General features: G+C 39.0%; 26 protein-coding genes. 6 read left to right on the top strand and 20 right to left on the bottom strand.

Going from position 1 to position 25,405, the window contains the following annotated elements; genetic code table 11:
• The first annotated feature begins 3 nt into the window (after positions 1–3).
• Positions 4–471, top strand: coding sequence for a VOC family protein (locus tag ABVZ64_RS11150; protein WP_352401088.1), 468 nt, complete (start codon positions 4–6; stop codon positions 469–471).
• A gap of 466 nt (positions 472–937) precedes the next feature.
• On the opposite strand, the gene ABVZ64_RS11145 is transcribed toward ABVZ64_RS11150, so the two are convergent.
• Positions 938–1,318 carry a metallopeptidase family protein gene (locus ABVZ64_RS11145; RefSeq protein ID WP_352401087.1) on the bottom strand — a complete coding sequence of 127 codons (381 nt, stop codon included), beginning with the start codon at positions 1,316–1,318 and terminating at the stop codon, positions 938–940.
• Between the two features lie 385 nt (positions 1,319–1,703).
• On the opposite strand from ABVZ64_RS11145, the gene ABVZ64_RS11140 reads away from it, so the two are divergent.
• From ABVZ64_RS11140 to ABVZ64_RS11130, 3 genes are all read left to right on the top strand, one after another.
• On the top strand, positions 1,704–1,826 hold the full coding sequence (locus ABVZ64_RS11140; protein ID WP_352401086.1) for a hypothetical protein: 123 nt from the start codon (positions 1,704–1,706) through the stop codon (positions 1,824–1,826).
• A gap of 202 nt (positions 1,827–2,028) precedes the next feature.
• On the top strand, positions 2,029–2,775 hold the full coding sequence (locus ABVZ64_RS11135; protein WP_352401085.1) for an ABC transporter ATP-binding protein: 747 nt from the start codon (positions 2,029–2,031) through the stop codon (positions 2,773–2,775).
• Complete coding sequence (locus tag ABVZ64_RS11130; RefSeq protein WP_352401084.1) at positions 2,765–3,583, top strand: ABC transporter permease; 819 nt, start codon at positions 2,765–2,767, stop codon at positions 3,581–3,583. The genes ABVZ64_RS11135 and ABVZ64_RS11130 overlap by 11 nt, the downstream gene beginning before the upstream one ends.
• Before the next feature lie 83 nt (positions 3,584–3,666).
• Here the strand turns inward: ABVZ64_RS11130 and ABVZ64_RS11125 are convergent, their stop codons facing one another.
• From ABVZ64_RS11125 to speD, 7 genes are all read right to left on the bottom strand, one after another.
• The gene (locus ABVZ64_RS11125; RefSeq protein ID WP_352401083.1) at positions 3,667–4,974 is read right to left on the bottom strand and encodes an amino acid kinase family protein; all 1,308 of its coding nucleotides are present in this window, start codon (positions 4,972–4,974) and stop codon (positions 3,667–3,669) included.
• 161 nt (positions 4,975–5,135) lie between these two features.
• A complete protein-coding gene (gene nspC / locus ABVZ64_RS11120) occupies positions 5,136–6,266 on the bottom strand; it encodes a carboxynorspermidine decarboxylase (RefSeq protein ID WP_352401082.1) in 1,131 nt (376 codons plus the stop codon).
• Positions 6,266–7,468 (bottom strand): saccharopine dehydrogenase family protein, encoded by a 1,203-nt coding sequence (locus ABVZ64_RS11115; RefSeq protein WP_352401081.1) that lies wholly within the window; start codon positions 7,466–7,468, stop codon positions 6,266–6,268. The genes nspC and ABVZ64_RS11115 overlap by 1 nt, the downstream gene beginning before the upstream one ends.
• 15 nt (positions 7,469–7,483) lie before the next feature.
• Positions 7,484–8,332, bottom strand: coding sequence for an agmatinase (gene speB, locus ABVZ64_RS11110; RefSeq protein WP_352401080.1), 849 nt, complete (start codon positions 8,330–8,332; stop codon positions 7,484–7,486).
• The gene (gene speE / locus ABVZ64_RS11105) at positions 8,325–9,176 is read right to left on the bottom strand and encodes a polyamine aminopropyltransferase (protein ID WP_352401079.1); all 852 of its coding nucleotides are present in this window, start codon (positions 9,174–9,176) and stop codon (positions 8,325–8,327) included. The genes speB and speE overlap by 8 nt, the downstream gene beginning before the upstream one ends.
• A gap of 1 nt (position 9,177) precedes the next feature.
• The gene (locus ABVZ64_RS11100; RefSeq protein WP_352401078.1) at positions 9,178–10,626 is read right to left on the bottom strand and encodes an aminotransferase class I/II-fold pyridoxal phosphate-dependent enzyme; all 1,449 of its coding nucleotides are present in this window, start codon (positions 10,624–10,626) and stop codon (positions 9,178–9,180) included.
• On the bottom strand, positions 10,623–11,390 hold the full coding sequence (speD, locus tag ABVZ64_RS11095; RefSeq protein WP_352401235.1) for an adenosylmethionine decarboxylase: 768 nt from the start codon (positions 11,388–11,390) through the stop codon (positions 10,623–10,625). Before speD ends, ABVZ64_RS11100 begins: the two co-directional genes overlap by 4 nt.
• Positions 11,391–12,380: 990 nt before the next feature.
• On the opposite strand from speD, the gene ABVZ64_RS11090 reads away from it, so the two are divergent.
• Together ABVZ64_RS11090 and tdh are read left to right on the top strand one after the other, a co-directional pair.
• A complete protein-coding gene (locus tag ABVZ64_RS11090) occupies positions 12,381–13,289 on the top strand; it encodes a LysR family transcriptional regulator (protein ID WP_352401077.1) in 909 nt (302 codons plus the stop codon).
• Positions 13,290–13,489: 200 nt separating this feature from the next.
• Positions 13,490–14,524, top strand: coding sequence for an L-threonine 3-dehydrogenase (gene tdh / locus ABVZ64_RS11085; RefSeq protein ID WP_352401076.1), 1,035 nt, complete (start codon positions 13,490–13,492; stop codon positions 14,522–14,524).
• A 132-nt stretch (positions 14,525–14,656) separates the two neighbouring features.
• Here the strand turns inward: tdh and ABVZ64_RS11080 are convergent, their stop codons facing one another.
• From ABVZ64_RS11080 to ABVZ64_RS11025, 12 genes are all read right to left on the bottom strand, one after another.
• A complete protein-coding gene (locus tag ABVZ64_RS11080; protein WP_352401075.1) occupies positions 14,657–14,956 on the bottom strand; it encodes a permease of phosphate ABC transporter in 300 nt (99 codons plus the stop codon).
• The gene (locus ABVZ64_RS11075) at positions 14,953–16,047 is read right to left on the bottom strand and encodes an FAD:protein FMN transferase (protein ID WP_352401074.1); all 1,095 of its coding nucleotides are present in this window, start codon (positions 16,045–16,047) and stop codon (positions 14,953–14,955) included. Before ABVZ64_RS11075 ends, ABVZ64_RS11080 begins: the two co-directional genes overlap by 4 nt.
• A 102-nt stretch (positions 16,048–16,149) precedes the next feature.
• A complete protein-coding gene (locus tag ABVZ64_RS11070; RefSeq protein ID WP_352401073.1) occupies positions 16,150–18,108 on the bottom strand; it encodes a complex I subunit 5 family protein in 1,959 nt (652 codons plus the stop codon).
• 17 nt (positions 18,109–18,125) lie between these two features.
• Positions 18,126–19,604, bottom strand: a complete 1,479-nt coding sequence (locus ABVZ64_RS11065) for a complex I subunit 5 family protein (protein WP_352401072.1) — start codon at positions 19,602–19,604, stop codon at positions 18,126–18,128.
• Between the two features lie 17 nt (positions 19,605–19,621).
• Positions 19,622–21,088 carry a complex I subunit 5 family protein gene (locus tag ABVZ64_RS11060; RefSeq protein ID WP_352401071.1) on the bottom strand — a complete coding sequence of 489 codons (1,467 nt, stop codon included), beginning with the start codon at positions 21,086–21,088 and terminating at the stop codon, positions 19,622–19,624.
• Between the two features lie 32 nt (positions 21,089–21,120).
• Entirely contained in the window at positions 21,121–22,626 is a 1,506-nt protein-coding gene (locus tag ABVZ64_RS11055) for a complex I subunit 5 family protein (RefSeq protein WP_352401070.1), read from the bottom strand.
• Positions 22,626–23,000 carry a sodium:proton antiporter gene (locus ABVZ64_RS11050; protein ID WP_352401069.1) on the bottom strand — a complete coding sequence of 125 codons (375 nt, stop codon included), beginning with the start codon at positions 22,998–23,000 and terminating at the stop codon, positions 22,626–22,628. The genes ABVZ64_RS11055 and ABVZ64_RS11050 overlap by 1 nt, the downstream gene beginning before the upstream one ends.
• Before the next feature lie 2 nt (positions 23,001–23,002).
• Positions 23,003–23,908, bottom strand: coding sequence for a hydrogen gas-evolving membrane-bound hydrogenase subunit E (gene mbhE / locus ABVZ64_RS11045; protein WP_352401068.1), 906 nt, complete (start codon positions 23,906–23,908; stop codon positions 23,003–23,005).
• Position 23,909: 1 nt separating this feature from the next.
• Complete coding sequence (locus ABVZ64_RS11040; RefSeq protein WP_352401067.1) at positions 23,910–24,164, bottom strand: hydrogenase subunit MbhD domain-containing protein; 255 nt, start codon at positions 24,162–24,164, stop codon at positions 23,910–23,912.
• Entirely contained in the window at positions 24,161–24,466 is a 306-nt protein-coding gene (locus ABVZ64_RS11035) for a cation:proton antiporter (RefSeq protein ID WP_352401066.1), read from the bottom strand. The genes ABVZ64_RS11040 and ABVZ64_RS11035 overlap by 4 nt, the downstream gene beginning before the upstream one ends.
• Positions 24,463–24,783: an MrpF/PhaF family protein gene (locus tag ABVZ64_RS11030; protein WP_352401065.1), complete on the bottom strand. Its 321-nt coding sequence runs from the start codon at positions 24,781–24,783 to the stop codon at positions 24,463–24,465. Before ABVZ64_RS11030 ends, ABVZ64_RS11035 begins: the two co-directional genes overlap by 4 nt.
• Entirely contained in the window at positions 24,780–25,244 is a 465-nt protein-coding gene (locus ABVZ64_RS11025) for a Na+/H+ antiporter subunit E (RefSeq protein ID WP_352401064.1), read from the bottom strand. Before ABVZ64_RS11025 ends, ABVZ64_RS11030 begins: the two co-directional genes overlap by 4 nt.
• Positions 25,245–25,405: the final 161 nt, after the last annotated feature.

The following is a 25,405-nucleotide window of genomic DNA, read 5'->3' as shown; positions in this document are numbered from 1 at the left end:
GGCATGAAATTTAAAAATCCATTATTGGTTGTGAACGATTTGGAAAAATCAAAAGTATTTTACAAAGACGTATTAGGGCTTAGGGTAACAATGGATTTTGGTGCTAACGTTACCCTAACGGGGGGCATTGCTTTGCAAACAAAAGAATCCTGGCTAGCGTTTATCCACGGAAAAGATGATGATGTTATTTTTGGGAACAAGGCAACCGAGTTGTATTTTGAGGAAGATGATTTTGACTCCTTTATCCAAAGATTAAAAGGACTTCCCTCTATTCACTATGTTCATCCTATGCTTGAGCATAGATGGGGGCAAAGAGTTGTTCGATTTTATGATCCAGACAAACACATCATCGAGGTCGGCGAAAACATGAAGTCTGTTTGCTTTCGTTTCTTGAAAAACGGCCTCACAAAATCTGAAATTGCCAATAGAATGGATGTTCCAATGCAATATATTGAAAGGCTATTAAAGTAAATAACCCTTGCCTACTATTTTATAAAATTAATTTATTCTTTGGTAGACTTGGTAGCGATATTAAAAAGCTGTCTATCAAATCACCCAAGACTAAAATAATATAGTGCTTTCCAAGATTAGTCTTTTATAAAGCTTCTGGCAACTGAAAGTATTTTATAAATCAGTGTTATATATCAAATGTATCATGGCTTTGTTATGGGAAGAATGGTCCAGTAAATACTTATAAATAATGTTCTTGCTGCCTTATCACTTAGTTTTGCATCGGAAACTAAGAAGTATAGATCTCCAATCGAAAAAACCAAATGAAAGGCAGTGGGTAATATCCCCTGGTTCCCATTTGTTGTTATGCTTGGCAAATGAAAAACGCAGAAAACAGGATTACCCTACTTTCTGCGTTTTTCATTTGCCTTTATGATAAAAAATTAGTCCATCTTTTTGATTTTTGATACAAGCAGTGCCTCTTCTTTTAATCCCCTTTTCGCCTTTTCCTAATTTTCATTAGTTCCTTTTCATCTTCCTGTATTAAGTCGGTATTTCCACACATGAGTTCAACATGATGCTGCAACTCATGACGTAAAACATCCCTAATCTCCTTTATCAACCGCTCCTCAGTAAAACTCCTGCAAACCTTTGCAAAGGAACCATAGTAAAGTTCAATATGACTGCCCATAAAATCGTCTTTAATATATAACCCTAAAATATAAACGGGGGCGTTCTTTTTAGACAAAGGATGCAACCTTTCTTCTTCCTTCAATTGAATTCCGCCATTTAAACCTTCATAAAAAATTGCAGGTATTTCATTGGCTACTTGATCCGCCAAAAGTGCAAACCCTTCTAAAGAAATCACTCAATCACCTACTTTCCCTACAGTTTATTATAGCACAAGAAAGATTTATAAGGCATTTGTTTTTTATCTTTCTATGAATATGATACCAACTGATCAGTAAAGGCTTGGGCTTCTCGCAACGGTTATTCTAAAATTTTTAAATTATTAATTTATCTAATATTATTATTACAGCTTGTTTTAATTGCTTTCACATTTTGTCCCTTATTTCATATCTTATAGTAAGTCTATTGTACAAGTATTTACATAGAAAAAGAAAGGAGGGAATATTATGAGTGGACAAACCCAAACTGGTGGTGGTTGGAACAGACGTCGTTGCTGCTGTTGCTGTTGTTGTTGCTGCTGTAGGTGCTGTAGGTGCCGCAGATGGTGGGGATGGACTCCTGCTATGTTAGCTAACATTACAGATCCAACAGAACTTGCTGAAATTTTGGAAGAAATGAAGGCTTTTGACCAGGAAGAACCTTATCAGAACGCAGAATTCAGACACAGAAATCAATCTTGCAGGTAACCTCATGGTAGATCAAAATAAGAACTGTCATCTATAAGATGGCAGTTCTTATTTGCAAAAAAAACACTCTCTTAAGACAGATGGATCTACCAAGGTTATCTAAAAATGTATTTGCTCTGCTCAACTTTCTTTCCGTTGGAAAAGCACCTTTTGTCCTTTGATTGATATAATGGGAGTATAAATCTATAAGGAGGTCGTTCCCATGCGCCCTATCGTATCTTTAGATGATGTCAGCCTTCGTTATCACAGCATTAGCGGTGAAACACTGGCTGTTTCCCATTTATGTCTTTCTGTACCATCAGGAGAATTTTTAAGTATTGTCGGCCCAAGTGGATGTGGAAAATCATCTCTACTTTCTATGCTAGCGGGACTTATCACCCCTTCCGAAGGAACGATTTCTGTAAATGGAGAAATCGGATACATGCTGCAAAAGGATTATCTATTGGAATGGCGCACCATTCGCAGTAATGCTCTTTTAGGACTAGAAATCCAAAATAAACTTACGCCTGAAAATACTGCATACGTAGAAGCATTATTGGATCAATACGGGCTTGGTGATTTTAAAGATCATTATCCTTATCAGCTTTCAGGTGGAATGCGTCAGAGGGTGGCCTTAATACGCACATTGGCTGTACACCCTGATATTTTGCTGTTAGACGAACCTTTTTCCGCTCTAGATTATCAAACACGACTCTCTGTTGCCGATGAAATTGGAACCATTATAAGAAAAGAAGGAAAAACAGCAATTTTGGTTAGCCATGATATTTCAGAGGCTATAAGCTTGGCAGACAGAGTGGTTGTTTTATCCGCTCGACCAGCTAGCGTAAAAAAAATTTATGATATTACACTTTCCATTGACCAATACAGTCCCATGAAGGCACGTGAAGCGCCAGAATTCCGAGAGTATTTTAACGCAATTTGGAAGGAGCTTGATGTTCATGTGGCATAAAAAAAATATCAAATCTGTTTCAAAAGAACAAGCAGCATTTTTAAGCCATTTGCGGAAAAGGAAAAATGCAGTTCACGGTATACAGTGGATTATTTTGATTGGCTTTTTTTTGCTATGGGAAATTGCGGCTCGCCTTGGTTGGATTGACCCTTTTATTTTTAGCCAACCCACCAGAATGCTAGCCTCAGGAGTTTTAATGGTAAAAGACGGTTCCCTTTGGACCCATATTGGAACTACCCTTGGTGAAACGGTTGCAGGATTTGTTTTAGGCACCATAATTGGTACGTTAACGGCGATTTTATTATGGTGGAATCGTTTTATCTCTGAGGTGGCGGAGCCATATTTAGTTGTTTTAAACTCTCTGCCAAAAACTGCATTGGCCCCAATCATCATTGTTTGGTTGGGTAATAATCAAACATCAATTATTGCCGTTGCACTGTTAACTTCTGTTATCGTAACAGTAATGAGTGTGCTAAACGGCTTTTTACAGGTAGATACAGAAAAAATAAAGTTGATCCAAATCTTTGGCGGCTCCAAAGCACAAGTTCTAACAAAAGTTGTGTTCCCCGCAAATATCCCTTGCATTTTAAATGCATTAAAGATTAACGTTGGTTTGTCCTTCGTTGGCGTAATTGTTGGTGAGTTCTTGGTTGCTCAGTCCGGACTAGGTTTCTTAATCGTTTACGGAAGTCAAATATTCAAACTTGATTGGGTAATGCTTAGTGTCATCATTCTTGCAATCATGGCAGCCCTCATGTATGAAGGCATCGCCTTCCTCGAAAAGAAATGTCTAAAATGGCAACAATAAAACTATCTCCTTTGCTGGTGATGACCCATAGATCCTCACACCCGCAAAGGAGTCTTTTAATATGTATATTCAGTTTAACTCAGTTAAACAAATTCACTATAAATGGCTCGAATTGCCTCCTCCATCTTATCCTCTGGAACACCTACCCATGTACTCAATTCGCCACACCCCTGATTAATCACTACAACATCAATTCCCTGTCGTTGCAAAATTTCATAAATGCGGTTTACTGTTTCACGGTTTTGCACGATGCCGTATCCAACAAGAACAATTCCTGCAATTTCGTTTTGAATTGCAAGAAAATGAGGCATTTCCAGTTTTTCCATTTCCGCCTTGAAGCCATCAATATAGCTGTAAAGCTGTTTTGTTTCTACCAAAAGGCAGGCACAATTTACTCCCGATGGAAGGTACTGAAAGGCTAAACCACAATTTTTTGCCCCTTCCAATACCCCCTGTACGAATGACCAAGAACGATCAGGCGCCTCTTTCTCCAAAACAAGTAAACTGAAGCCCTTCTTTCCAGCAACCCCGGCAAAGATTGCAAAATCCTCTCGCTGTATTGCCGTGCAAGTAATCATCGTGCCAGGATGCACAGGAAAATTTGTATTGCGTATATTTGTGGGGATGCCAGCATAGCGCACAGGAAAAACACAGTCTTCGTGAAGAACTGTTGCCCCTGCGCTACAAAGCTCATGCATTTCATGATATGTAATATGGCTGATTGGTTTTGGGTTATGAACTATACGGGGATCTGCCATCAAAAAACCCGATACATCTGTCCAATTTTCATATAAATCTGCCTGAGCGGCACGAGCAACGATTGCCCCTGTGATATCGCTTCCCCCACGGGAAAATACCCGAATATTTCCATCATGGCTACCGCCATAAAAACCAGGAATTACAACTTTTTTATAATTTTTCAAGGCTTTCTCCAACACTATATTTGTTTTCTCTGGGTCAAAAACACCCTTCTCATCAAATAAAATCACTTCAGCTGCATCCAAAAAATCAAAATCCAAGTACTCTGCCAATAATATGCCATTTAAGTACTCCCCACGGCTTGCGCAATAATCAGCCGATGCACCCGAAGTAATTTGCTGTCTGATTTGGTCAAAGTGGGGCTGCAAATTTAAGGTTAACTGAAGCCCATATGCAATATCCAAATACCTTTGACAAATACGTTCAAAAGTTGGTTCAAAAGAAATTCCCTCTTTTTGCTCCCTATGGCAACGAAACAAAAGATCAGTCACTTTTTCATCTTTGTCATAGCGCTTTCCTGGTGCACTGGGAACGATGAGTGTTCTGCCGCTGTCTGCCAAAATAATATCCCTTACCTTTTGAAATTGTGTGGCATTTGCCAGGGAACTCCCCCCAAATTTTGCTACAATCACCGTATAATCCCCCCTCACCAAAACCACAGAACGTTCAGAAATCTCTGGCCGCTGTGTAAATCAATAACTTCTATATCAGGTAGACTGAATCGCCATCATAGAATGACCATTCTTTTTTTCAATGGTAAGAAAATCCCTGATCAGTATAACGACAATAGCTTTTACGAAAGTCGCATTTTAAAATCTTCATAGCCAAACTTACGGATCATTTTTATGGTCCTTCCTTCATCCAGCAAGGCAATCGACGGCAAACACATGCCATTAAAGGTGTTATTCTTAACCATAGAGTAAATTGCCATATCCTCAAAAATCAGCTTATCGCCTATAGAAAGGGGGTGATCAAAGGAATAGTCGCCGATCACATCCCCAGCTAAGCAGGTGGCCCCAGCCAAACGAAACGTATACTGCCTCTGTTTGGGTTTACCACTTTGCCAAAGGGGTGGTCGGTAAGGCATTTCTATAACATCAGGCATATGGCAAGCAGCTGATGCATCTAAGAGTGCAATATCTATGCCATTATGAACAATATCCAACACCGAAGTTACCAAATATCCCGCATGAAGAGCCACTGCCTCTCCTGGTTCCAAGTAAACCTCAACGTCATATTTTTCTTTGAAATTACGAATGCAATTTATTAATAAATCCCTATCATAATCTTCACGAGTGATGTGATGTCCACCGCCGAAATTAACCCACTTCATTCGATGCAAAAATTCACCAAACTTTTCTTCCACTGCTTCAAGGGTTTCAAGCAACGCATCACTATTTTGTTCGCATAGGGTATGAAAGTGTAAGCCTTCTATGCCCTCCAACTGCTCTGGAAAAAAATTGTCCCTAGTTACCCCCAAACGGGAACTCTCCGCACAGGGGTCATAAATTCCATGATCCTGTGTGGAGTGCTGTGGGTTCACCCGAATGCCACAGCTTTTTCCTGCACCCAAAGCCTTATCTTTCAATTTCTGCCATTGTGCTATCGAATTAAAGCTAATATGATCGCAAATTTTCACAATCTCATCAAATTCTTTTTCTATATATGCCGCCGAAAAAATATGGTTCTCTTTGCCCATTTCCTCAAACCCAAGTTTTGCCTCAAAAAGACCACTAGCCGTGGTTCCTGCTAGGTATTGCCCAATCAAAGGATAAACGGCAAACATGGAAAATGCTTTTTGAGCCAGTAAAATTTTGCAATCAGCTCGCTTTGCAACATCCTTTAGAATAGAAAGGTTTTGAAGCAATCGTTTTTCATCCACAACATAACATGGTGTCTCTACTGAATACAACGCCTTTTCCATCAGTCCACCAATTCGGGATTAAAGCTTTCGTCCCAAGGTAAGCCCCATTCATTCAATGCTTCCATAAAAGGATCTGGATCAAACTCCTCCATGTTCCATACACCAGGTTTATTCCATGTGCCCTTCATCACAAGCATTGCCCCAATCATTGCTGGCACGCCTGTGGTATAAGAGACTGCTTGGCTACCTACTTCCTTGTAGCATTCTTGATGGTCACAAACATTGTAGAGATAATAAGTCTTTTCTTTGCCATCCTTTAGGCCTTGGAAAATACAACCAATATTTGTTTTTCCAACGGTACGAGGACCCAAGCTTGCAGGATCTGGCAACACTGCCTTTAAAAACTGCAAAGGCACAATTTGTTTTCCTTCAAACTCGATAGGTTCAATGGATGTCATCCCCACATTTTCTAAGCACTTTAAGTGGGTCAAATAGCTCTGCCCAAAAGTCATAAAGAAGCGAATACGCTTAATGCCTTTGATGTTTAAACCTAAGCTTTCTAACTCTTCATGGTGCAACAAATACATCTCTTTTCTTCCAACTTGATCAAAGTCATATTCTCTTTTAATTTCCATAGGCTCTGTTTCCACCCATTGACCATTTTGCCAATAGCTACCATTTGCAGTTACTTCTCTAATATTAATTTCAGAGTTGAAATTTGTGGCAAAGGGATAGCCATGATCTCCACCATTACAATCAAGAATATCAATATAATTAATTTCGTCAAAATGATGTTTTTGTGCATAAGCTGAGAAAACACCAGTTACGCCAGGGTCAAAGCCACTGCCCAACAGAGCGCAAATACCCGCTTCTTTGAACTTTTCACGATATGCCCATTGCCATTTATATTCAAACTTGGCAGTATCAAAGGGCTCATAGTTGGCAGTATCAACGTAATGCGTTTTGGTAATCAGGCAAGCATCCATGATGGTTAGATCCTGATAAGGCAAAGCAAGGTTTAACACTACATCGGGTTTAAACTCATGAATCAATGCCACCAATTCATCCACATTATCCGCATCTACCTGTGCAGTGTGAATAACCGTTTTTGTTGTTCCCTCTAGCTTTTCTTTCAAAGCATCACATTTAGCCTTTGTACGACTTGCAATCATAATTTCTTCAAAAATTTCGCTGTTTTGACAACACTTGTGGATTGCAACACTAGCAACCCCACCGCAACCAATAATCATACATTTTCCCATTTTTCATTATCTCCTTTATTTCGTGATTTGTAATAATATTTCCCTTGTTATTTTACAAGCAACGGCAGTAGAACTTCCGCTTGGATCATAGTGAGGTGAAAGCTCATTAATATCGCAGCCAACAATATCTAGCTGATGCAACTGCAAAATAGCTTCCAAAAGTTCCTTAAAAGTCACTCCCCCTGCTTCTGGCGTACCTGTTCCACAAAAAATGGAAGGGTCTAAAACATCCAAATCTAATGAAACATATACTGGTTTCCCTTTTAACTGAGCAACTGTTTTAGAAAACCCTGTTAAGTCGAATTTATGGAGGCAGGTATGCTCCTGGGCGAAGTCGAACTCATATTTTTCACCACTTCTGATGCCAAATTGATGAATTCTTCCATCCCCCACCAAATTCCATACCTGCTTCATGACTGTTGAGTGGGAAAGGGCTTCTCCCAAGTATTCCGTTCGTAAATCTGTATGGGCATCTAAGTGAATGATATGTACATCTGGATAACTCTGAAGCACAGCACGCATTGCACCCAAAGTAATAAGATGCTCACCACCTAGCATCACAAAAGCTTTGCCATCCTCAAGTACTCGCCTAGTATAGTTTTCTATCTGTCCAAGGACCCTTTCTGTATTGCCAAAGGGCAGCTCCAAATCCCCACCGTCAAAAATTTGATACTCAATTAGATCTCGGTCACAGTAGGGGGAGTATGTCTCAATCCCAAAAGACTCATTGCGGATTGCTGACGGACCAAACCGAGTGCCTGGACGAAAAGAAGTGGTTCCGTCAAAGGGTGCCCCAAACAATACTACTTCCGCAGTTTGATAGTCAGACTCACAAGCTAAAAAAGTCTGTATATTTTTATTCATCTTCCAACATCTCCTTTACATATGTGGGTAGACCAAAGGCACCTTTATGCAACTGGCTGTTATAATAACGGGTTTTGATTCCCATCCCCTTCCACTGTTCCTCTTTCACCCCATCTATGGGATGAAGTTTTTTTGATGCAAATCCAAACAGCCAATGACCAGAAGGATAGGTGGGAATATGCGCCTGGTATACACAGCTAATAGGAAAGGCATGAGCAATACACCGATGAGCAGATGTCATTGCCTGTGCGTCCTCTTTGTAAAAAGGACTTTCATGCTGATTGATTAGTATCCCATCCTCTGTGAGCGCATTCAAACAATTGCCATAAAACTCTTTGGTAAAGAGAACCTCGCCAGGCCCAAAAGGATCTGTCGAATCCACAATAATCAAATCATATTGATTCATCACACGACGAACAAATTTCAACCCATCTTGAAAATGCAGGTGTACCCTTGGATCATTAAAACCACAGGCTGTTTTGGGCAAATATTTTTTGCATACTGCAACAACACGCTGGTCAATTTCCACTACATCAATTTTTTTAATCCCACTATATTTTCCAAGTTCTCGTACTACACCCCCATCACCTGCACCAATGACCAGTACGTTTTTTATCTCAGGATTTACTGCCATCGCAGGATGGGTTATCATCTCGTGATAAATAAACTCATCTCTTTCTGTGAGCATCATGATACCATCGAGGGTCAAAAATCGGCCAAACTCAGGGGAATCAAACACAGAAATCAGCTGATACTCACTTTTTTCATGGTGTAGCTGTTGGGTTAGCTTCAGTGAAAACTTCACATTTGGGGTATGGTATTCGCTGTACCATAAATCGTCCATATCAATCTCCTTTCAATACATTAAGATGGCTAATATCCATGCTTTCAGGGCCTGTTAGAGAACAGCCTTTTTCCTTTGCATATTGAATATAGGCAATAATTTCCCTGGTGATCAGTTCTCCTGGCGCCAGAATTGGTATTCCCGGTGGGTAGCACATTACAAATTCAGAACAAACCCTTCCATCGCATGCCGCAAGGGGAAGGCTTGTTTTTTCTGCATAAAATGCTTCTTGGGGAGATGTCATCACCCTTGGGCTGATATATTCACTTTCCAACAAATCCATATTGTCTTTTCTATATTTTCTTCGTATTTCTGACAAGGCGCTAATGAGCCGCTCTATATTTTTATTTTTATCTCCCACAGAAATATAAGCCAATATATTCCCCAAATCTCCAAATTCAATTTGGATGCCATATTCATCACGAAGTAAATCGTATACCTCTATTCCAGCAAGGCCAAGTTGCAATGTATTCACAGACAGCTTGGTAGTATCAAAATCAAACATACTATCTCCATTTACCAACTCTTTGGAATAGGCATAATAATCACCAATGGCATTGATTTCATCCCGTGCATATTGAGAAAATTTCTTCACCTTTTCAAAAGTTTCTTTTCCCCACAATGCCAAGTTTCGCCTGGAAACATCTAAGCTTGAAAGCAGTAGGTAGGAACCACTGGTGGTTTGCGTAAGGTTTATGATTTTTCTTACGTAGTTCGCATTTACCTCTTTGCCACAAAGCAATATAGAGCTTTGCGTTAAGGACCCACCTGATTTATGCATGCTCACTGCCGCCATATCTGCACCTGCTGCCATGGCAGAAATAGGCATATCCTTACCAAAGTAAAAATGTGTGCCATGGGCCTCATCCGCAAGAACACGCAAACCTTTTTCATGGGCAATTTTCGTTATCTGTTTTAGGTCAGAACAAATGCCGTAATACGTTGGATTATTGACCAAGATTGCCTTAGCATTGGGATGCATGTCAATGGCACCCTTCACATCCTGAACAGACATGCCCAGGGATATGCCCAGTTTTTTATCTGTCTGAGGATTGATATAAACAGGAACTGCCCCACAGAGCACTAGAGCGTTAATCACACTTTGATGCACGTTTCTGGGAAGAATGATTTCATCTCCCCCCTTAACACTGGATAAAATCATGGCCTGCACAGCAGAGGTGGTACCTCCAACCATAAAAAATGCATGAGAAGCACCAAAAGCCTCTGCTGCTAGCTCCTCGGCCTCCTTAATTACACTGACAGGATGACAAAGATTGTCCAATGGTTTCATGGAATTTACATCCACTGACAAACACTTTTCTCCCAAAAACTCTGTTAGTTGTGGGTTTCCTTTTCCGTGTTTATGCCCTGGAACATCAAAAGGTACCAATCGCTCATGGCGCATCTGCTCCAACGCCTCCAACAAAGGCGCTTTATTTTGATCTTTCACCGCTTTACCTCCTGATAAATGTTAAACCCACTAAAAATTTCGATCATTTCACGACGTAAGGAATTTGTAATATCCAGACGGATTTTGGGCGGAATTTCGTAGACATCCGAGTTAAACAGATAGTTCTGCAATTCTAAATCTTTGATCAGCATCTTTGTATGAAAGATATTGGACTGATAAATATTTACATCGATGGCATCATATTTTTTCAAAATATCACTATGAATATAATCCTGAATGGAGGTAATATTATGGTCAATAAACAGCTTTTGTCCCTCCATATCTCTGGTGAAGCCCCTAACCCGATAATCCATGGTAATAATGTCTGAGTCAAAACTCCCAATCAAAAAATCCAAAGTTGACAATGGCGTGATTTCACCACAAGTTGCAACATCTATATCCACACGAAAGGTGGCTATGGAGGTATCTGGATGATACTCAGGATAGGTATGCACCGTTACGTGGCTTTTATCAAGATGAGCCACAACTGTTTCACCGCTGCGGGTCTTCACCATGCTTTCCTCTGCAATCAAAAACGTTACACTTGCACCTTGGGGTTCATAATCTTGCTTTGATATGTTAAGAACCGTTGCGCCAATCATTTCTGTTAGCTTTGATAAAATTGCAGTCAAACGCTCCGAATTATACTGCTCATTAATATATTTTATATAATCTTGTTGTTCTCTAGCTGTTTTGGCGTAGCAGATATCATAAATATTAAAACTCAACGATTTTGTGAGGTTATTAAAACCATATAATTTCATTTTTTCCACTCTTTAAATCCCCCCAAGCAATAAAAAAAGATGTGCCACACAATACTATGGCACATCTTATAAATCGTTCAAATAAATTTGGGTACAGACCAAGACGCTAAACCTTTATCCTTAAGATAGAGCGGTTTTCGCCTGTTACCTAAATGTTTTCAGAGTCTATATAGTAAGAACTACTTTTACTACTCCTTATTATTGACCGTTTCACAAGTGTGTACCCTAGTACACTTGGTTATGAAGTAACCAACTGGCAATTGAGTTGCCAACTTATAAAAGTTGCGCTCTTAACGCAATCAATAATGTGAAGATAAACTTCACAATCGGCAGTTGACCCGGCTGTCCGTATGGCCTTGAGTTTCAAAAAAGAAACTGGTCAAAAGTATTCTCGCTATATGCGATTGAAAACAGGGTTATTTTAAAACAAAAAAAACACTTTTGTCAAGGGTTTTTTTAAAATTTTTAATCTTCATTCAAATTAACTACCATTTATTTTCTATCAACAGGAGGCAAAAACCAAGAAAAAAGGGGAATTCAGTCTACAAAGAAACATTTTTTCCTCCCACAAAAAATATGTGTAATTTGTAGGAAATATATATAATTTCTTCCATTTACTTGACGACTGTATATATATAACCGTGCAGATGAAAAGGTTCGCATTTCATTCCCAATCTCTTTTTTGGTGAAATTGCTATTTCTTTATTTTGTTAGATATGCTCAATTTTTTTCGATGAATTATAATTTTTTAACGAGTTATGCTCCTTTTTTCATATATAATTTTAATAGGTTTCATCAATCATTGAATTATTTTTTCTAGGTTTTGCAGTGAACACCGACCTAACATCAAAAAACCCCAAAATGAGAACCTTTTTTTCTAGCATTTCTATAACAGATTGTCCCCCTCTTGTTACTGGTTTTTTATGTTTGAGTATGCTATAATTAACATATTTATGAAAGCTGTATTACGAAAGATAAAGGGGATTCATTATGCAATTAAAAGCATTAGAATACTTAGAAGCAATTTACAAATATAAAAATTTTACAAAGGCAGCAGAAGCTCTTTTTGTTTCCCAGCCTGCTATTTCCGCAGCAATTCGCAAACTGGAAGATGAGTTTGATATAAAGCTTATCATTAGAACGCCAAAAAAAGTTTTATTCACCCCCGAGGGCGAGGCCTTTGTATTAAAACTCATCCCTATTTTGGATGAGTTGCGCTCCATTGAGGCAGATATGCTGACCAAAAGCCGAACACAAGTTAAAACATTGCGACTAGGTCTGTCTCCCACCGCTCCACCAGATATTGTCCATGGCATTTACCAATGTTTCCTGCCCTCTCTATCAGACAATGAAGAGGTTTACTTTGATGAGGGCGGTGCATACTATCATATTTCAAAAATCACAAACGGAGAAGTTGATGTTGCAATTAATGTTATTCCCGAGAATATTTCGGAATTTCCTGTTGCATCAATTCCCCTTTTTAAGCAAGAAATTTGCCTCTTATTACGTGAAGATAGTGAGCTTGCAAAATTTGATAAAATACCAATGCAGATGCTCAGCTCCACCCGTATTACTAGCCTAGGTGCGTCCTCCTATCTCCCAAAACGGTTAGAGCTGGAGGCTGCAAAACGTAACATCCACCTAAAAGTAGCCTCAAAGCATCTCCATCAAACAAGTTACATCGAAGAAATTCTTTTGGGCGGTAGCACAGGGATTATTAACGTAGACCATAACCATGTTCCTCGTGCCCTTTATGCCCATAAAACTTTAGTAACAAGGCCATTTCAGGATCCAATGTTTCTCGATATTGGAATTTTGTATCGAAAAGATGGACACATGGAGCCCCTAACCAAAAAAATCCTTGAATTTATTCAAGACAGTGCCAAGCACTCCCCATAGAGCAGAAAGTGAAAACCTCCAATCATCATATTTTTTTGGAGGTTCTTTTGTATATCATTGAAGTATTTAGAGTTCAATAATAACTTTTTTTTATGTTACAACAAAATTTATGTATTGTACAAATATACATACTTCTTCTAAAATAATAGTAAAGTTATGCGTTAAAATTGCTAAATTTTTTATACATAGGAGGAGACATTATGGCCCAAATGATGAAATGTGTTGTAAAAGAAAGACCTGAGGTTGGCGCATTGGTTTTTACAGAAAGACCTATTCCCACATATGGTGCCAACGATATTCTTGTAAGAGTAAAAGCAGCAGCGGTTTGCGGAACAGACGTACATATTATGGAATGGAACGACTGGTCTCAAAAACGCATTACCCCCCCTACCATTATCGGGCATGAATTTGCAGGGGAAGTTATTGCTGTTGGAGCGAACGTAACAACAATTAAAATTGGAGATTTGATTTCTGCCGAAACTCACATTGTATGCAATTCTTGTATCCTTTGCCACAACGGATATGAGCATGTTTGTGCAAACACTAAAACCATTGGTGTGGCAAGGGATGGGTGCTTTGCTGAATACATTGCAATTCCCGCCGAAAATGCTATTGTGTATGATCCCTCTACTCCTGTAGAAATTGTTTCCATTATGGAGCCCTTTGGCGTAGCTGTGCATGCAGCCATGGAATTCCCTGTTGCAGGTAAGATTGTAATGGTAAATGGTTGTGGCCCTATTGGAGTTATGGCTGTGGCAGTAGCCAAAAAGTGTGGTGCAGCAAAAGTATTTGCAGTAGAAATCAATAAACACCGTGGTGAGTTGGCCCTTAAAATGGGTGCAGATGAAATCTTAAATCCCATGGAAGTTGACGTAGTACAAGCAATAAAAGAAAAGACACCTCATGGTGTGGAAGTTGTAATTGAATTTACAGGGAATGCAAAGGCAATCAAAACTGCCATTGAATGTATGGCACCCGAGGGCAAAATGGCAGCTGCGGGCTTGCCTAACGGCTCCGTAGATTTTGATTTTTCCGAATTTGTTTATAGTGGAAAGGTTATTAAGGGAATTGCCGGCAGACTAATGTATAAAACCTGGGAGGATGCAAAAGGGCTAATTGCCGGTGGTTTAGATCTTTCCCCTATTGTGACACATACACTGCCCTTAGAAGACTTTGCAGAGGGCCTACGCTTAATGAAAAGCGGTGAATGCTGTAAAACTATCTTAATTCCTTAATCATTCATACTTTCTCCTTACCGTTCAAATAGAAATAAAAAAGGCCTTTCCCATTGGGAAAAGCCTTTTTTATTTCTACTTATTTTTGAAAAGCTAAAATTTACCCTCTCAAATTGTATTCACAAGTTTTCTTTATTCTTCAGCAGTAATTTTCATTACAAAGCCCTTTTCATCTGATTCATCGTCCCAATCTTGGTATTCATCATCATCTTTGCAAAATGGACATTCCATCCCAAATAATCTGGCGAATAAAACCACTGTTGTCACTGCAAAAACAGCGCAGCTAATTGCCAGAACTGGTTTTTTCTTATCTTTGGGCATAGAAATACCAATCATGACACCAAAAGCCGCAAGGCAAAGTTTAAAAATAGCAATGTCTTTCCAATCAAATTCTACAATGTAACTGTCTAAAAACTCTCTTATTTTTTTCATGATACCCCTCCTTCTCTTTTTACTGTTTCAAATTTAAAGTCATTATCTCTACCTTCAAAGGTAAAAAAGGTCGCCGCACCCTCTGTGGCGATGACTTTCCCTTCCGTCGTTACAAAAATCGCTTCAAAATCGTGGCTGTTACGCCACAACCTTACAGCATCTTCCAACCCCATTACAAACAATGCGGTGGACAAACCATCTGCTTTGGTTCCATCTTTACTAATTATGGTAACAGACAATAAGCCTTTATCTGCAGGATACCCCGTCTTTGAATCAATTATGTGATGATATCGCTTTCCATTTTCTTCGAAAAATCTCTGATAACCCCCAGAGGTGATGACGGAACAATCCTCCACCTCTAACAATCCAACATAATCGTTAGCATCCAATGGATTTTCAACTGCAATTTTCCATTTTTTTCCATCTGGTTTTCTTCCGATTGCAGAAATATTTCCACCCAGTGAAAACAAGCCACTAACTACACCTTTTTCTTTTAACAAGGCGGTAACTGCATCAGAAGTGTACCCCTTTGCAATCCCCCCTAAATCAACGGCCATACCTTTTTTTAACAATTGTGCTGTTGCATCTATTTCATTCAATTGCAGATCTTTGGCATTTGTTAACGGCAAAAGACTTTCTAATGTTTTTAGACTGGGAACATGCTTCTCACCACCTGTGGTGAACCCCCAAGCTTTTACAACAGGTGAAATTGCAATATCAAATGCCTGATTTGTAAGTTCTCCAATTTCTTTTCCTCTTTTTAACACCTGAAATGTATCTTTTGAAAGAGAGACTGCTCCTTCCCCTGCCTGCTGATTTAGCTGTGAAATCTCGCTATCTTCCATCGTCACAGAAAACAACCTCTCCAACCTACGAATTTCTTGCTCAGCATCTATCAAGAGTTGTTCACCATCTTCATTATAGATGGTAAACTGCATAACTGTATCCATTGCAAAGGTTGTCATCTCATGCAAGTCTTTCTCTGAATATTTTGAAAGCATCTGCTGTGCCGCTTCCCTTTTTTCTGAACATCCGCCAAAAACAAACACACAACAGAGTAAAATAGCCATTAATTTGTTTCTTTTCATCATAAGGTTCTCCTTAAGAATATCTTGTCTTATTATATATTAACTGTTTGAAAGCATCCTGTCAAATAAAGCAAGGCCGTATCAATAAATGATACGACCTTATGATTAAACCAAAATATATAACATGGCAATTGCAAGGCCAACACCAATCATCAATAAACTCTTGGCAAAGCCTTCTCCATAAACAACTTCCTCCGTTTCCTCATCTTTATATGCGGAGAAATACTGATCTTCAGGGGGTACAACCCTACCACTATCGTCATTGAAAATAATCATACGCAAAATTGCCACTATGCCATCTGAAAAAGAACCCATCATTCTGGCAAAAAAACCACCAATAAAAGGCATCCAACTTAGCAGAGCCGGACGATATATTTTGTTTTCCAGGTTTAGACCCTTTGGCCAACGATCAACATACACCAAATTTCCATTTTGGTCTTTTGACATCAAAACCTTCCGTATAAACAAGAAGTACACCAAAGCTCCAATCACAATGGTAATCACTGCCCCTTTTAAATTCACCCATGCAAAATAATGCACTGCATGATCCGGCGCATGGGCGCCCATAAAATGATAGCTTGCATCTGCAATTTTATCTGCTGTTACATGGGGGAACATACCTAGAATTGGCAGAATCAATGCACTAATGGTTAACACTGTTGCCGTAACCTTATTCATATAAGGTCCATGATTATGCGCGTGAAGTTTTTCTGGGTGGGGATTTGTTTCCACAAATAATGCAACGAAAATTTTTGTCATATAAGCCAAAGTTAAGCCACCTGAGAACAAGAACAACCACTCTACAGTTTGCATATATCCTGTTGATAGTCCTGCCTCTTGTAAAATAACAATATATTCAACAATGCTCTCATGGATTAAAGTTTTACTGATATATCCATTCCAAAGAGGAATACCAGTAATACCCAATACACCCATGAGGAAAATAAACTTCAACAAAGGTTTGTCTTTCCCCCAACCTCTGATTTCATTCAGATTTAACCTATGTAGGTTCATATAAACCACGCCAGCAGACATGAACAGAACCAGTTTTAATAATGAGTGGTTAGCCACATGGAGAATCGTTCCCCCTGCTGCCAAAGCATTGTGAGAGCCTAATAACCCCTGCATACCAATGGCGATTGCCACGAACCCAATTTGAGACAAAGAAGAACATGCCAAAGTCCGCTTCAGATTGACGGAAAAAACAGCCAACACAGCACCCAAAACCATGGTAATTACACCAAGGATTAATACTAAATTACCCCAATTTGCATCATATAAGAATAACTTACAGCCAAGTACCAACATGCCATATACACCCGTTTTGGTTAAAATACAGGATAATAAAGCACTAGCTGGTGCGGGTGCCACAGGATGAGCCTCAGGCAACCAAATATGCAGTGGAAAAAGACCAGCTTTTGCACCAAAACCAAACAAAATTAAAACACCAACAGCATAAATTCTCCCTTTATCCTTTTGCGAAGCCACAAACTCAGCCAAAGTATCAATGTTGAGTGTCCCTGCCATACTATACATCATAAACAAGCCCATCAACATTACCAAACCACCAATGACCGCAACACCCAAATAAGTGTGAGCTGCCCGTATGGCAACCTCGCTTTCATCATGAATAACCACTACAAAAGAAGTAAAGGACATAATTTCAAAGAAAATAAAAGTCGTATATAAATCCGCTGAAAGGAAAACCCCTAAAGTTGCACCAAGGGTCATTAACATAAAGAAATAATATCTATTTCGATTATGATAATGGGCAAAATATTCCTTGGAAAAGACAGTGGTCATTAACCAGATAAATGATGTTAATATTGCCATAACAACTCTTAACCCGTCACCATCAAAGCTCAGTCCTAACCCACAAAATCCAGGGATTTCAAAGCTTGCATGCTTCCCATACAATAAAATTGCCCCAATGAAGACCAAGCAAGTTGCAAAGTTTGCCCATAGACTCCTGGCATTTTTATTTTTACGCCCGATTACATAGCCCAAAGCAGCTGCAACCATGGGGAAGAAAACCAATAACGGTAAAATGATGCTAAAGTCCATATTCGTTTTCCTCCTTTCTAAATAATCCCTGTTGCTACCAACTCTAGTATTCGAAGAAGGTTGGAAGGGAAAAGTCCGATAATCATTGTAACTACAGTCAAAATCACCAATGGAATTGTCATGTATTTATTAGGGTCTTCAACATGATCATAATATCCTACCGCATACTCCTTTTTCCTTGGGAAGTAAGCACGGATTATGATGTAGAATATATATAATGCTGTTAATACTGCGGAAATAATCAATGCGATTATCCCAATGTATGCAGCCATATTACCCGATTGTACTGCCGCAGTTGCCAATGCCCACTTACTATGGAAGCCGGCAAAAGGAGGAACCCCAACAAGACTGGCACCTGTTAAAGCCATGCTTAGGAAAGTAATGGGCATAAGTTTTCCAAAGCCCTCCACCTCATACAAATATTCTTTATGGGTTTTATACAAGATTGCGCCAGCTGTAAAAAATAGTGTGATCTTTATTAAAGCATGATAAATCATATGTAAAAGCCCAGCCGTAAGGCCTGCAGGGCTCATTAATGCCACACCAAAAACGATATAAGAAAGATTAGACACCGTGGAGTATGCAAATCTTCTTTTTATATGAGGCGTACGTAATGCCACAGTTGAGCCAAAAATGATGGTTACTGCCGCAGCAATAAGAATGACATTTTGTGCCCAAGTACCTACTAAATACTCCGTTCCAAAGCTAAAATAAATCAAACGGATAATTGCAAACACACCTGACTTTACAACGGCGACGGCATGCAACAACGCCGTAACAGGTGTAGGTGCAACCGATGCCTTTGGCAACCAACGGTAAAATGGAAAGACCGCCGCTTTTACACCGAAACCAAAAAATGCAGTAATAAAAATGATTTGTAATGTCAGCTCATTTCCCTTTACCAGGTCTGGATTTAATACACCACCATAAACAAACTCCATTCCATCGCCATAGCAATATAGGAATACAAATCCAATAAACGCTAAGGCCGCACCAAACATCATATAGAAAATATATGTTTTTCCTGCGTGACGAGCTTTGTTATCCATAGCGTGCATAACTAAAGGAAGTGTTGCCAAGGTTAAGAATTCATAAAATAGGTACATTGTCAAGAAGTTGCCAGAAAAAGCAACGCCCAAAACAACACCATATGTCATGGTAAAAAATGCGAAAAACTTATCTTCTCGACCCTCATGGGTCATATATTCAAAAGCATAAACCGTTGTGATTCCCCATAATAAGGAAACCATTGTGCCAAATACTCTTGACATCCCGTCAATATGTATGGTTAGAGATAACTTTTCACTAAACTGGAACAAGGTTATAATTTCAGCATCAACGAAGTACATTGCGTATAATGCAAAAATCGAGTTAATGATAGTAATGGATAATATCCAACTTTCACGTTGCTTTCTATGACTAAACTTTACCGGCAGCAGCGCAACACCTGCTATGATCGGAAAAATCACCGGTAAGATCGTTGCAAATTCACTCAAAACGTTCCCACCCTTTCCTAAAAAATCACGCCGCTAATGCTACTGATTAAAGCTTCTAAACCATTGGGGTAAACACCCAACAACACTATGGCAACTGCCAAAACCATCAGTGGAACAGTCATAAGCCCATTGGGCTCTTTCTTTGAAACAGCTTCATAATCGAAATTATTTCCCGGGAAAAAGGCATTTGATACGATAGAAATTAAGTAACCAGCAGTTAACAATGCACTCACCATAAGTATTGCAACACCTACAACGGCTAAAGTCCCCAGAGGTGAGCCTAAAGCTCCCTGGGCTAAAAACCATTTGCTGATAAACCCTGCTGTTGGCGGGATACCCACTAAGGATAACGCACCAATTGTAAAGCACCCCATGACAACTGGCATCTCTTTTCCCACGCCTTTTAACTGGTTTACATAGATAGTTCCCTTTTTATAAATGATGGCACCTGCACAAAGGAAGAGTAGATTTTTTGCTATGGCATGGTAAACAACCTGAAGCAATGCACCTGAAAATCCAATGGGTGTCAATAGCATTAAACCAAACAAAACATAAGAAACCTGGCTGACAGTGGAATAAGCCAGCCTCTTTTTAAGTACCTTTTCCTTATAGGCCAGCATTGACCCCATAAAGATAGTTGCCATTGCTAGAATAAGCAAGGTTATCTGTACCCAAGAGCCCCTGATAAAATCCGCACCGAACAAAAAGAAAGTTACACGGATAATACAAATCACACCGCCCTTTGTGATGATGCCCGAAAGCACCGCTGACGCTGGTGACGGTGCCACAGGGTGGGCAGTTGGTAGCCACGCATGCAGGGGAAACATACCTGCCTTACACCCAAAGCCAATGGCCATTAAGAAATAAACCCACAACAAGAGATTTTCTTGTCCGCCTACAAGGGCCATATTCAGTGTACCACCAGGTGCAAACTCTGTGGTAAAACAATAAGTATTTAAGAAGAAAAACCCAAAAAGACCTAAACCTGCGCCAAAAATGGAATACCCCAAATATTTCATGCCTGCCCGAACAGCCTGAGGCTCCTGAGTATGAATTACCAAAGGTATGGTCAAAATGGTCATAAATTCGTAGGATAGATATAAAGTCATTAGGTTTGAAGAAAAACATAAGCTTACCAATGTCCCCAAAGACATTACATAGTACATAAAATATCTTGCTGGCTTATGCTCATGCTTCATATATTCCAATGAGTAAATGGCAGCCAAAAGCCATATAAAGCAAATCAAACACCCAAAAAACTTTGCAATGCCATCCGTATGATAGGCAATGGAAAGCCTATCTGTAATATTCCATACCGTCAATGCTGTGTTACCCATTGCAAAATAAGCTACCAACGCCAGTTCGACGGCTATTGTCGTAATCACCATTGTATTCCGTTGCTTTTCATTTTTCATAAAGCCAATCACTATGCCAACAATAAATGGCAAAATTATGGGTAGCAACAGTAATATATTCCCAGACATTATCTCACCTCAATCTTTCACCGTTATTACACCTACTGTACTAGTAGACCAAGACTCATTTGAATTATACGAGTTATTGGTCGGTAATAAATACCCAAAACAATATTTAATATAATAAAACTAACAATAGAAACGGCAAACATTGGTGAAACCGAAGAAAAGGATTTTTTCTCAGCTCCTTTCACAGGAGTCCAAATCGCAATCACAGAGGGAAGGAAATACAATGCATTTAGCACCATACTAACCCCCAAAACAATTAAAACTGCAGCCATTTTACCTGACGAATATACGGATGCCGTAGCAAAATAAATTTTTGATATAAAGCCTGCAAAAAGAGGAATACCAACCATAGACAATGCGCCAACAGTATAACCCATCCCCGCCAAAGGATTTCGCAACGCTGCACCCCGCATATGATAAATCTTTTCTTTTCCCCCATTATCTTCAACGAAACTACCACAACAAAGGAAAAGCAACGTTTTTGTAATTGCGTGGGCAATGATATGGAAGCAAGCCGCCGTCATACCAACTCGAGTACCCATACCAATACCCATATAGATGTATCCAATTTGAGCAACAGATGAATATGCAAGCATACGCTTCATCTTACGTTCGCGCATGGCATAAACAGACCCCATAACCATACCGGCTAAACCAAAGAAAAAGAGCACTTCCGTAATTTTTAAAGTATGCATTACCAATTCAGAGAACACACAGTAAATAAGTTTTATCCCTAGAATGATGTAGCTTTTCAAAACCAAACCAGACAAAATTGCACTGGAGGTGGGTATTGCTGAAAGATACGCACCAGGCAACATCGAGTGGAAAGGGAATAATGCGCTTTTAATGGCAATTCCAATAAACATAAAGCCCGTTACAACCATCAAAGGGGTTCGGTATTGATCAGTTTTTATGATTTCTAATATTGCCTCTTGCATTTGTGGAAACAGCAGATGCCCTGTGATGCTGTACAAAATACACACACCTAATAAGAACAAACCAGATCCCAAAAGGCTAATGACTAAGTAGTGGGTTGTTCCAACCATAGACTGAGGCGTTCCCTTTGCCATAATCAATGCGCAAGATGCAATGGTATTAATTTCAATAAACACGTACGCCGTAAAAATATCATTTGTATAAATTAACGCAAGCATAGACCCAAAAATAGCATTTAGCATTATGAAATACAGCGGTTGCTTTTCCTCCACAACATCTTTGAAAATAAAGTCTACACCACCGCTAACTGTAAGTAGCATAACTACACTAAAAATAACTGCCATCAATGCTTCCATGGGACCCGCCCGAAGTTCATTGCCCCATGGTGCTGGAAAATGCCCCATCATATAGCTAAATGTTTCTTGCTTTGTGACAACATTAAACAACAGGATGCCCGACATGATACACACAATTATAAGCATTACAGAATGAATGATATGTGCAACCTTTCCATTTTTCACCAGTGCAGTCACAATGCCACATATCATAGCTAGGAAAATACTGAAAAAGGGTATATTATGTATCCAATTTATATGCTCCATTATTCCCCTTCCTCCTCTCTGGATAATCTCATTATTTCGTCCATATTCAACGTGCCATAATGTTTATAAAGCCGTTGAACCAAAGCCAGAGAAAAGGCTGTAATGCTAACAGATACAACAATACCGGTCAAAACCAACCCAGCAGGAATGGGGTTAATATAATGGGATGCATCTATAATCCCATCGGATAAGATGGGTGCACCTCTACCCAATATATATCCCTTTGCCGCTAAAAACAGATATACAGCTGTATCCATGATATTCAGACCAATGAATTTTTTGATTAGGTTATTTTGCAACAGCAGGTTCATAAAGCCAATCCCAAAAAGGATAACCGAAGCTGCCTCGTAAAAATTTGTTCCCAGATGATTCATAGTTAGATATCTCCTTTAGTAAACAATGCATAAAAGCCATACATGGTACACGCAACGATTAAACCTACGCAAATATTCAATGGCAAAATGAAACCGCCACTTAAAATATCTCCGGGTACGCCTTTAGGAATGGAATACCCCACATGGTTTGCACCTGTAAAAAAGGAGTAGCTTTTACAAGCACAATAGGTCAAAAGTCCGCCAACACTGATTGCGGTAAAGGTACGAAACCTAAAAAATGTTTGCATTTTTTTCTGACCATACGCCGTAGCATAGAGAATTAAGCCCGCACCAATAATAGAACCTCCAGAAAACCCACCACCTGGGGAAAGATGCCCATTTAAAATTACATAAATCCCGTAAAGGATTACCAATGGTGCCAAGACTTTGCCGCCAATTTTTAATATGGACTTTTGGTCTGCTTCGTCAAATGCATCATCCTCTTTAATTTCCTGTTCTTCCCTGGCATTATAATTCTTCTTATCCTTTTTCAATAGTAACACTGCGCACATTACAGCTAAGAACAAAACATTTGCCTCCGCAAAGGTATCGAAAGCTCGGTAATCCAAAATCATACCTGCAACAAAGTTGACGGCTCCCGTTTCTTCTATACCCCTTTCCAAATAACGCTCCATTACTTCATTGTTAGCTGGATTTGAAGCATTTCCAAACTCAGGTAAACTATTGACAACCGCCAACATAATACCTATAAACAATACAGAAATAGCAATGCTTAAAAACATATACAGCTTTTTGTTTTCTTTTACATATGCCATTGTGAAGTGGCTACGCCAGCTGCCTTTTTGCCTTTTTGGCCTAGAAACAATGTATTTGTCAGCATCCAGGATGACTTCCTCACCATCCACCCATGCTTGAATATGCTTCCATAGTGATTTTTTATCAGTCATATTAACCCTCTCTTGTACCTTTCAAAACATGAACTTTTTTCAGTGTGAGGAAGAATAAAACACTGTCAACACCTGCACCTACTGCAGCCTGGGTAATGGCAAGGTCAGGAGATTCCAAAAACAACCATATAACTGCCATGATAGAGCTATATCCCATAAAAATAATGACTGCAATAAATAAATTCTTTGCAAATGAAACACCTATGGCACAGGCGATTAAAAACAATAGTAATATGATTTGAACTGCTGTACTCATTTATCATGCACCCTCTCTTCATAGTTTTTATTCGTCAATACCTCAACCTTTGCTATACTATGGGTAGCAATTGGCCCGGACATCCAAAAAAATAGGATGATTAAAAATAACTTGGTGCCAGCAAACAAATTCCCACCTAAAATGATTAAACCAATTACGATTAGACCCAACCCCATGGTATCCCCCAATGCTACTGCATGCATTCGGTTCAAAACATATTTGAAGCGGAAAATTCCAATTATAGAAATCAAAAAAACAATAAGTCCAGCAACGATAAATATTGCTCCCATAACCTCCCTCATTTTTCCTTTTCCTCCTTCTCTTTTCTACTAAGAAATAGCATCCTACCATTATGATGTAGTGTAACAACATGACAAATAATTACAACTGACAAAAAACTTAATAAGGTATAAACTAATGCAACATCGATTAGCCACACCTCATCTAAGTAGATGGAAAGAATGCAGATGACAACTGTAGTCATGGTACCAATCATATTGATTGCCATAATTCGGTCGGTAAACCTTGGGCCTCTAACGGCTCTAATAAAAGCAATACAAATTCCTATTGCAAAAAAAACTAACGAACTTTCCAATACCAATTTCAATCCTTCACTCATGACCTAGCCTCCAACTTTTCTAATTCCTTCACAAAAACAGACTGATCCAAATCGTCAGTAAAAGGCCTATCTATGGTTTGAATGATATATTCATCATCTTCAAGTTGAACTGTATACGTTCCCGAGGTAAGCGTAATGGAATTTGCTAAAACCACCCTGGCCAAGTCGGACTTTAAGCTTGTTTTATACTTTACTATGGTAGGTTCAATTTGTTTCTTTGGGGATAAAATGATACGCATAACGGAAATATTTGCCTTTATGATTTCCCAAACGAGGATGAAAAAGTATTTTATGTATAAAGGCATATTTTTAAGAATGGTTTTTTCTTTAGACATATGATAGTCCATGTATTTACACATAAACCAATATAACCACGTACAGATCGCTAGGCCAAACACAACAATTTCAACGGTTATTTTCCCATTAAATATAATCCACAACAAAAAAAGCAGTATAAACATACTCTCATCCTTTCCCCCTGTCAAAAAAATTGAATTGATTCTCTAGCAAATAACATTCTTTTCACAAGAATTTTAATTGCAAATTTTTACGAAATCTTAACACAATAATTGCACAAATGCCAAAATATAAAAATTTATGTCAATATCCAACCATTATATTA

Origin of the sequence: Anaerotignum sp., from assembly GCF_040307045.1 — a bacterium.
Lineage (GTDB): Bacteria > Bacillota > Clostridia > Lachnospirales > Anaerotignaceae > Chakrabartyella.
The sequence above is the reverse complement of the archived record's forward strand: the minus strand, read 5'-3'. Positions and strand labels throughout refer to the sequence as shown.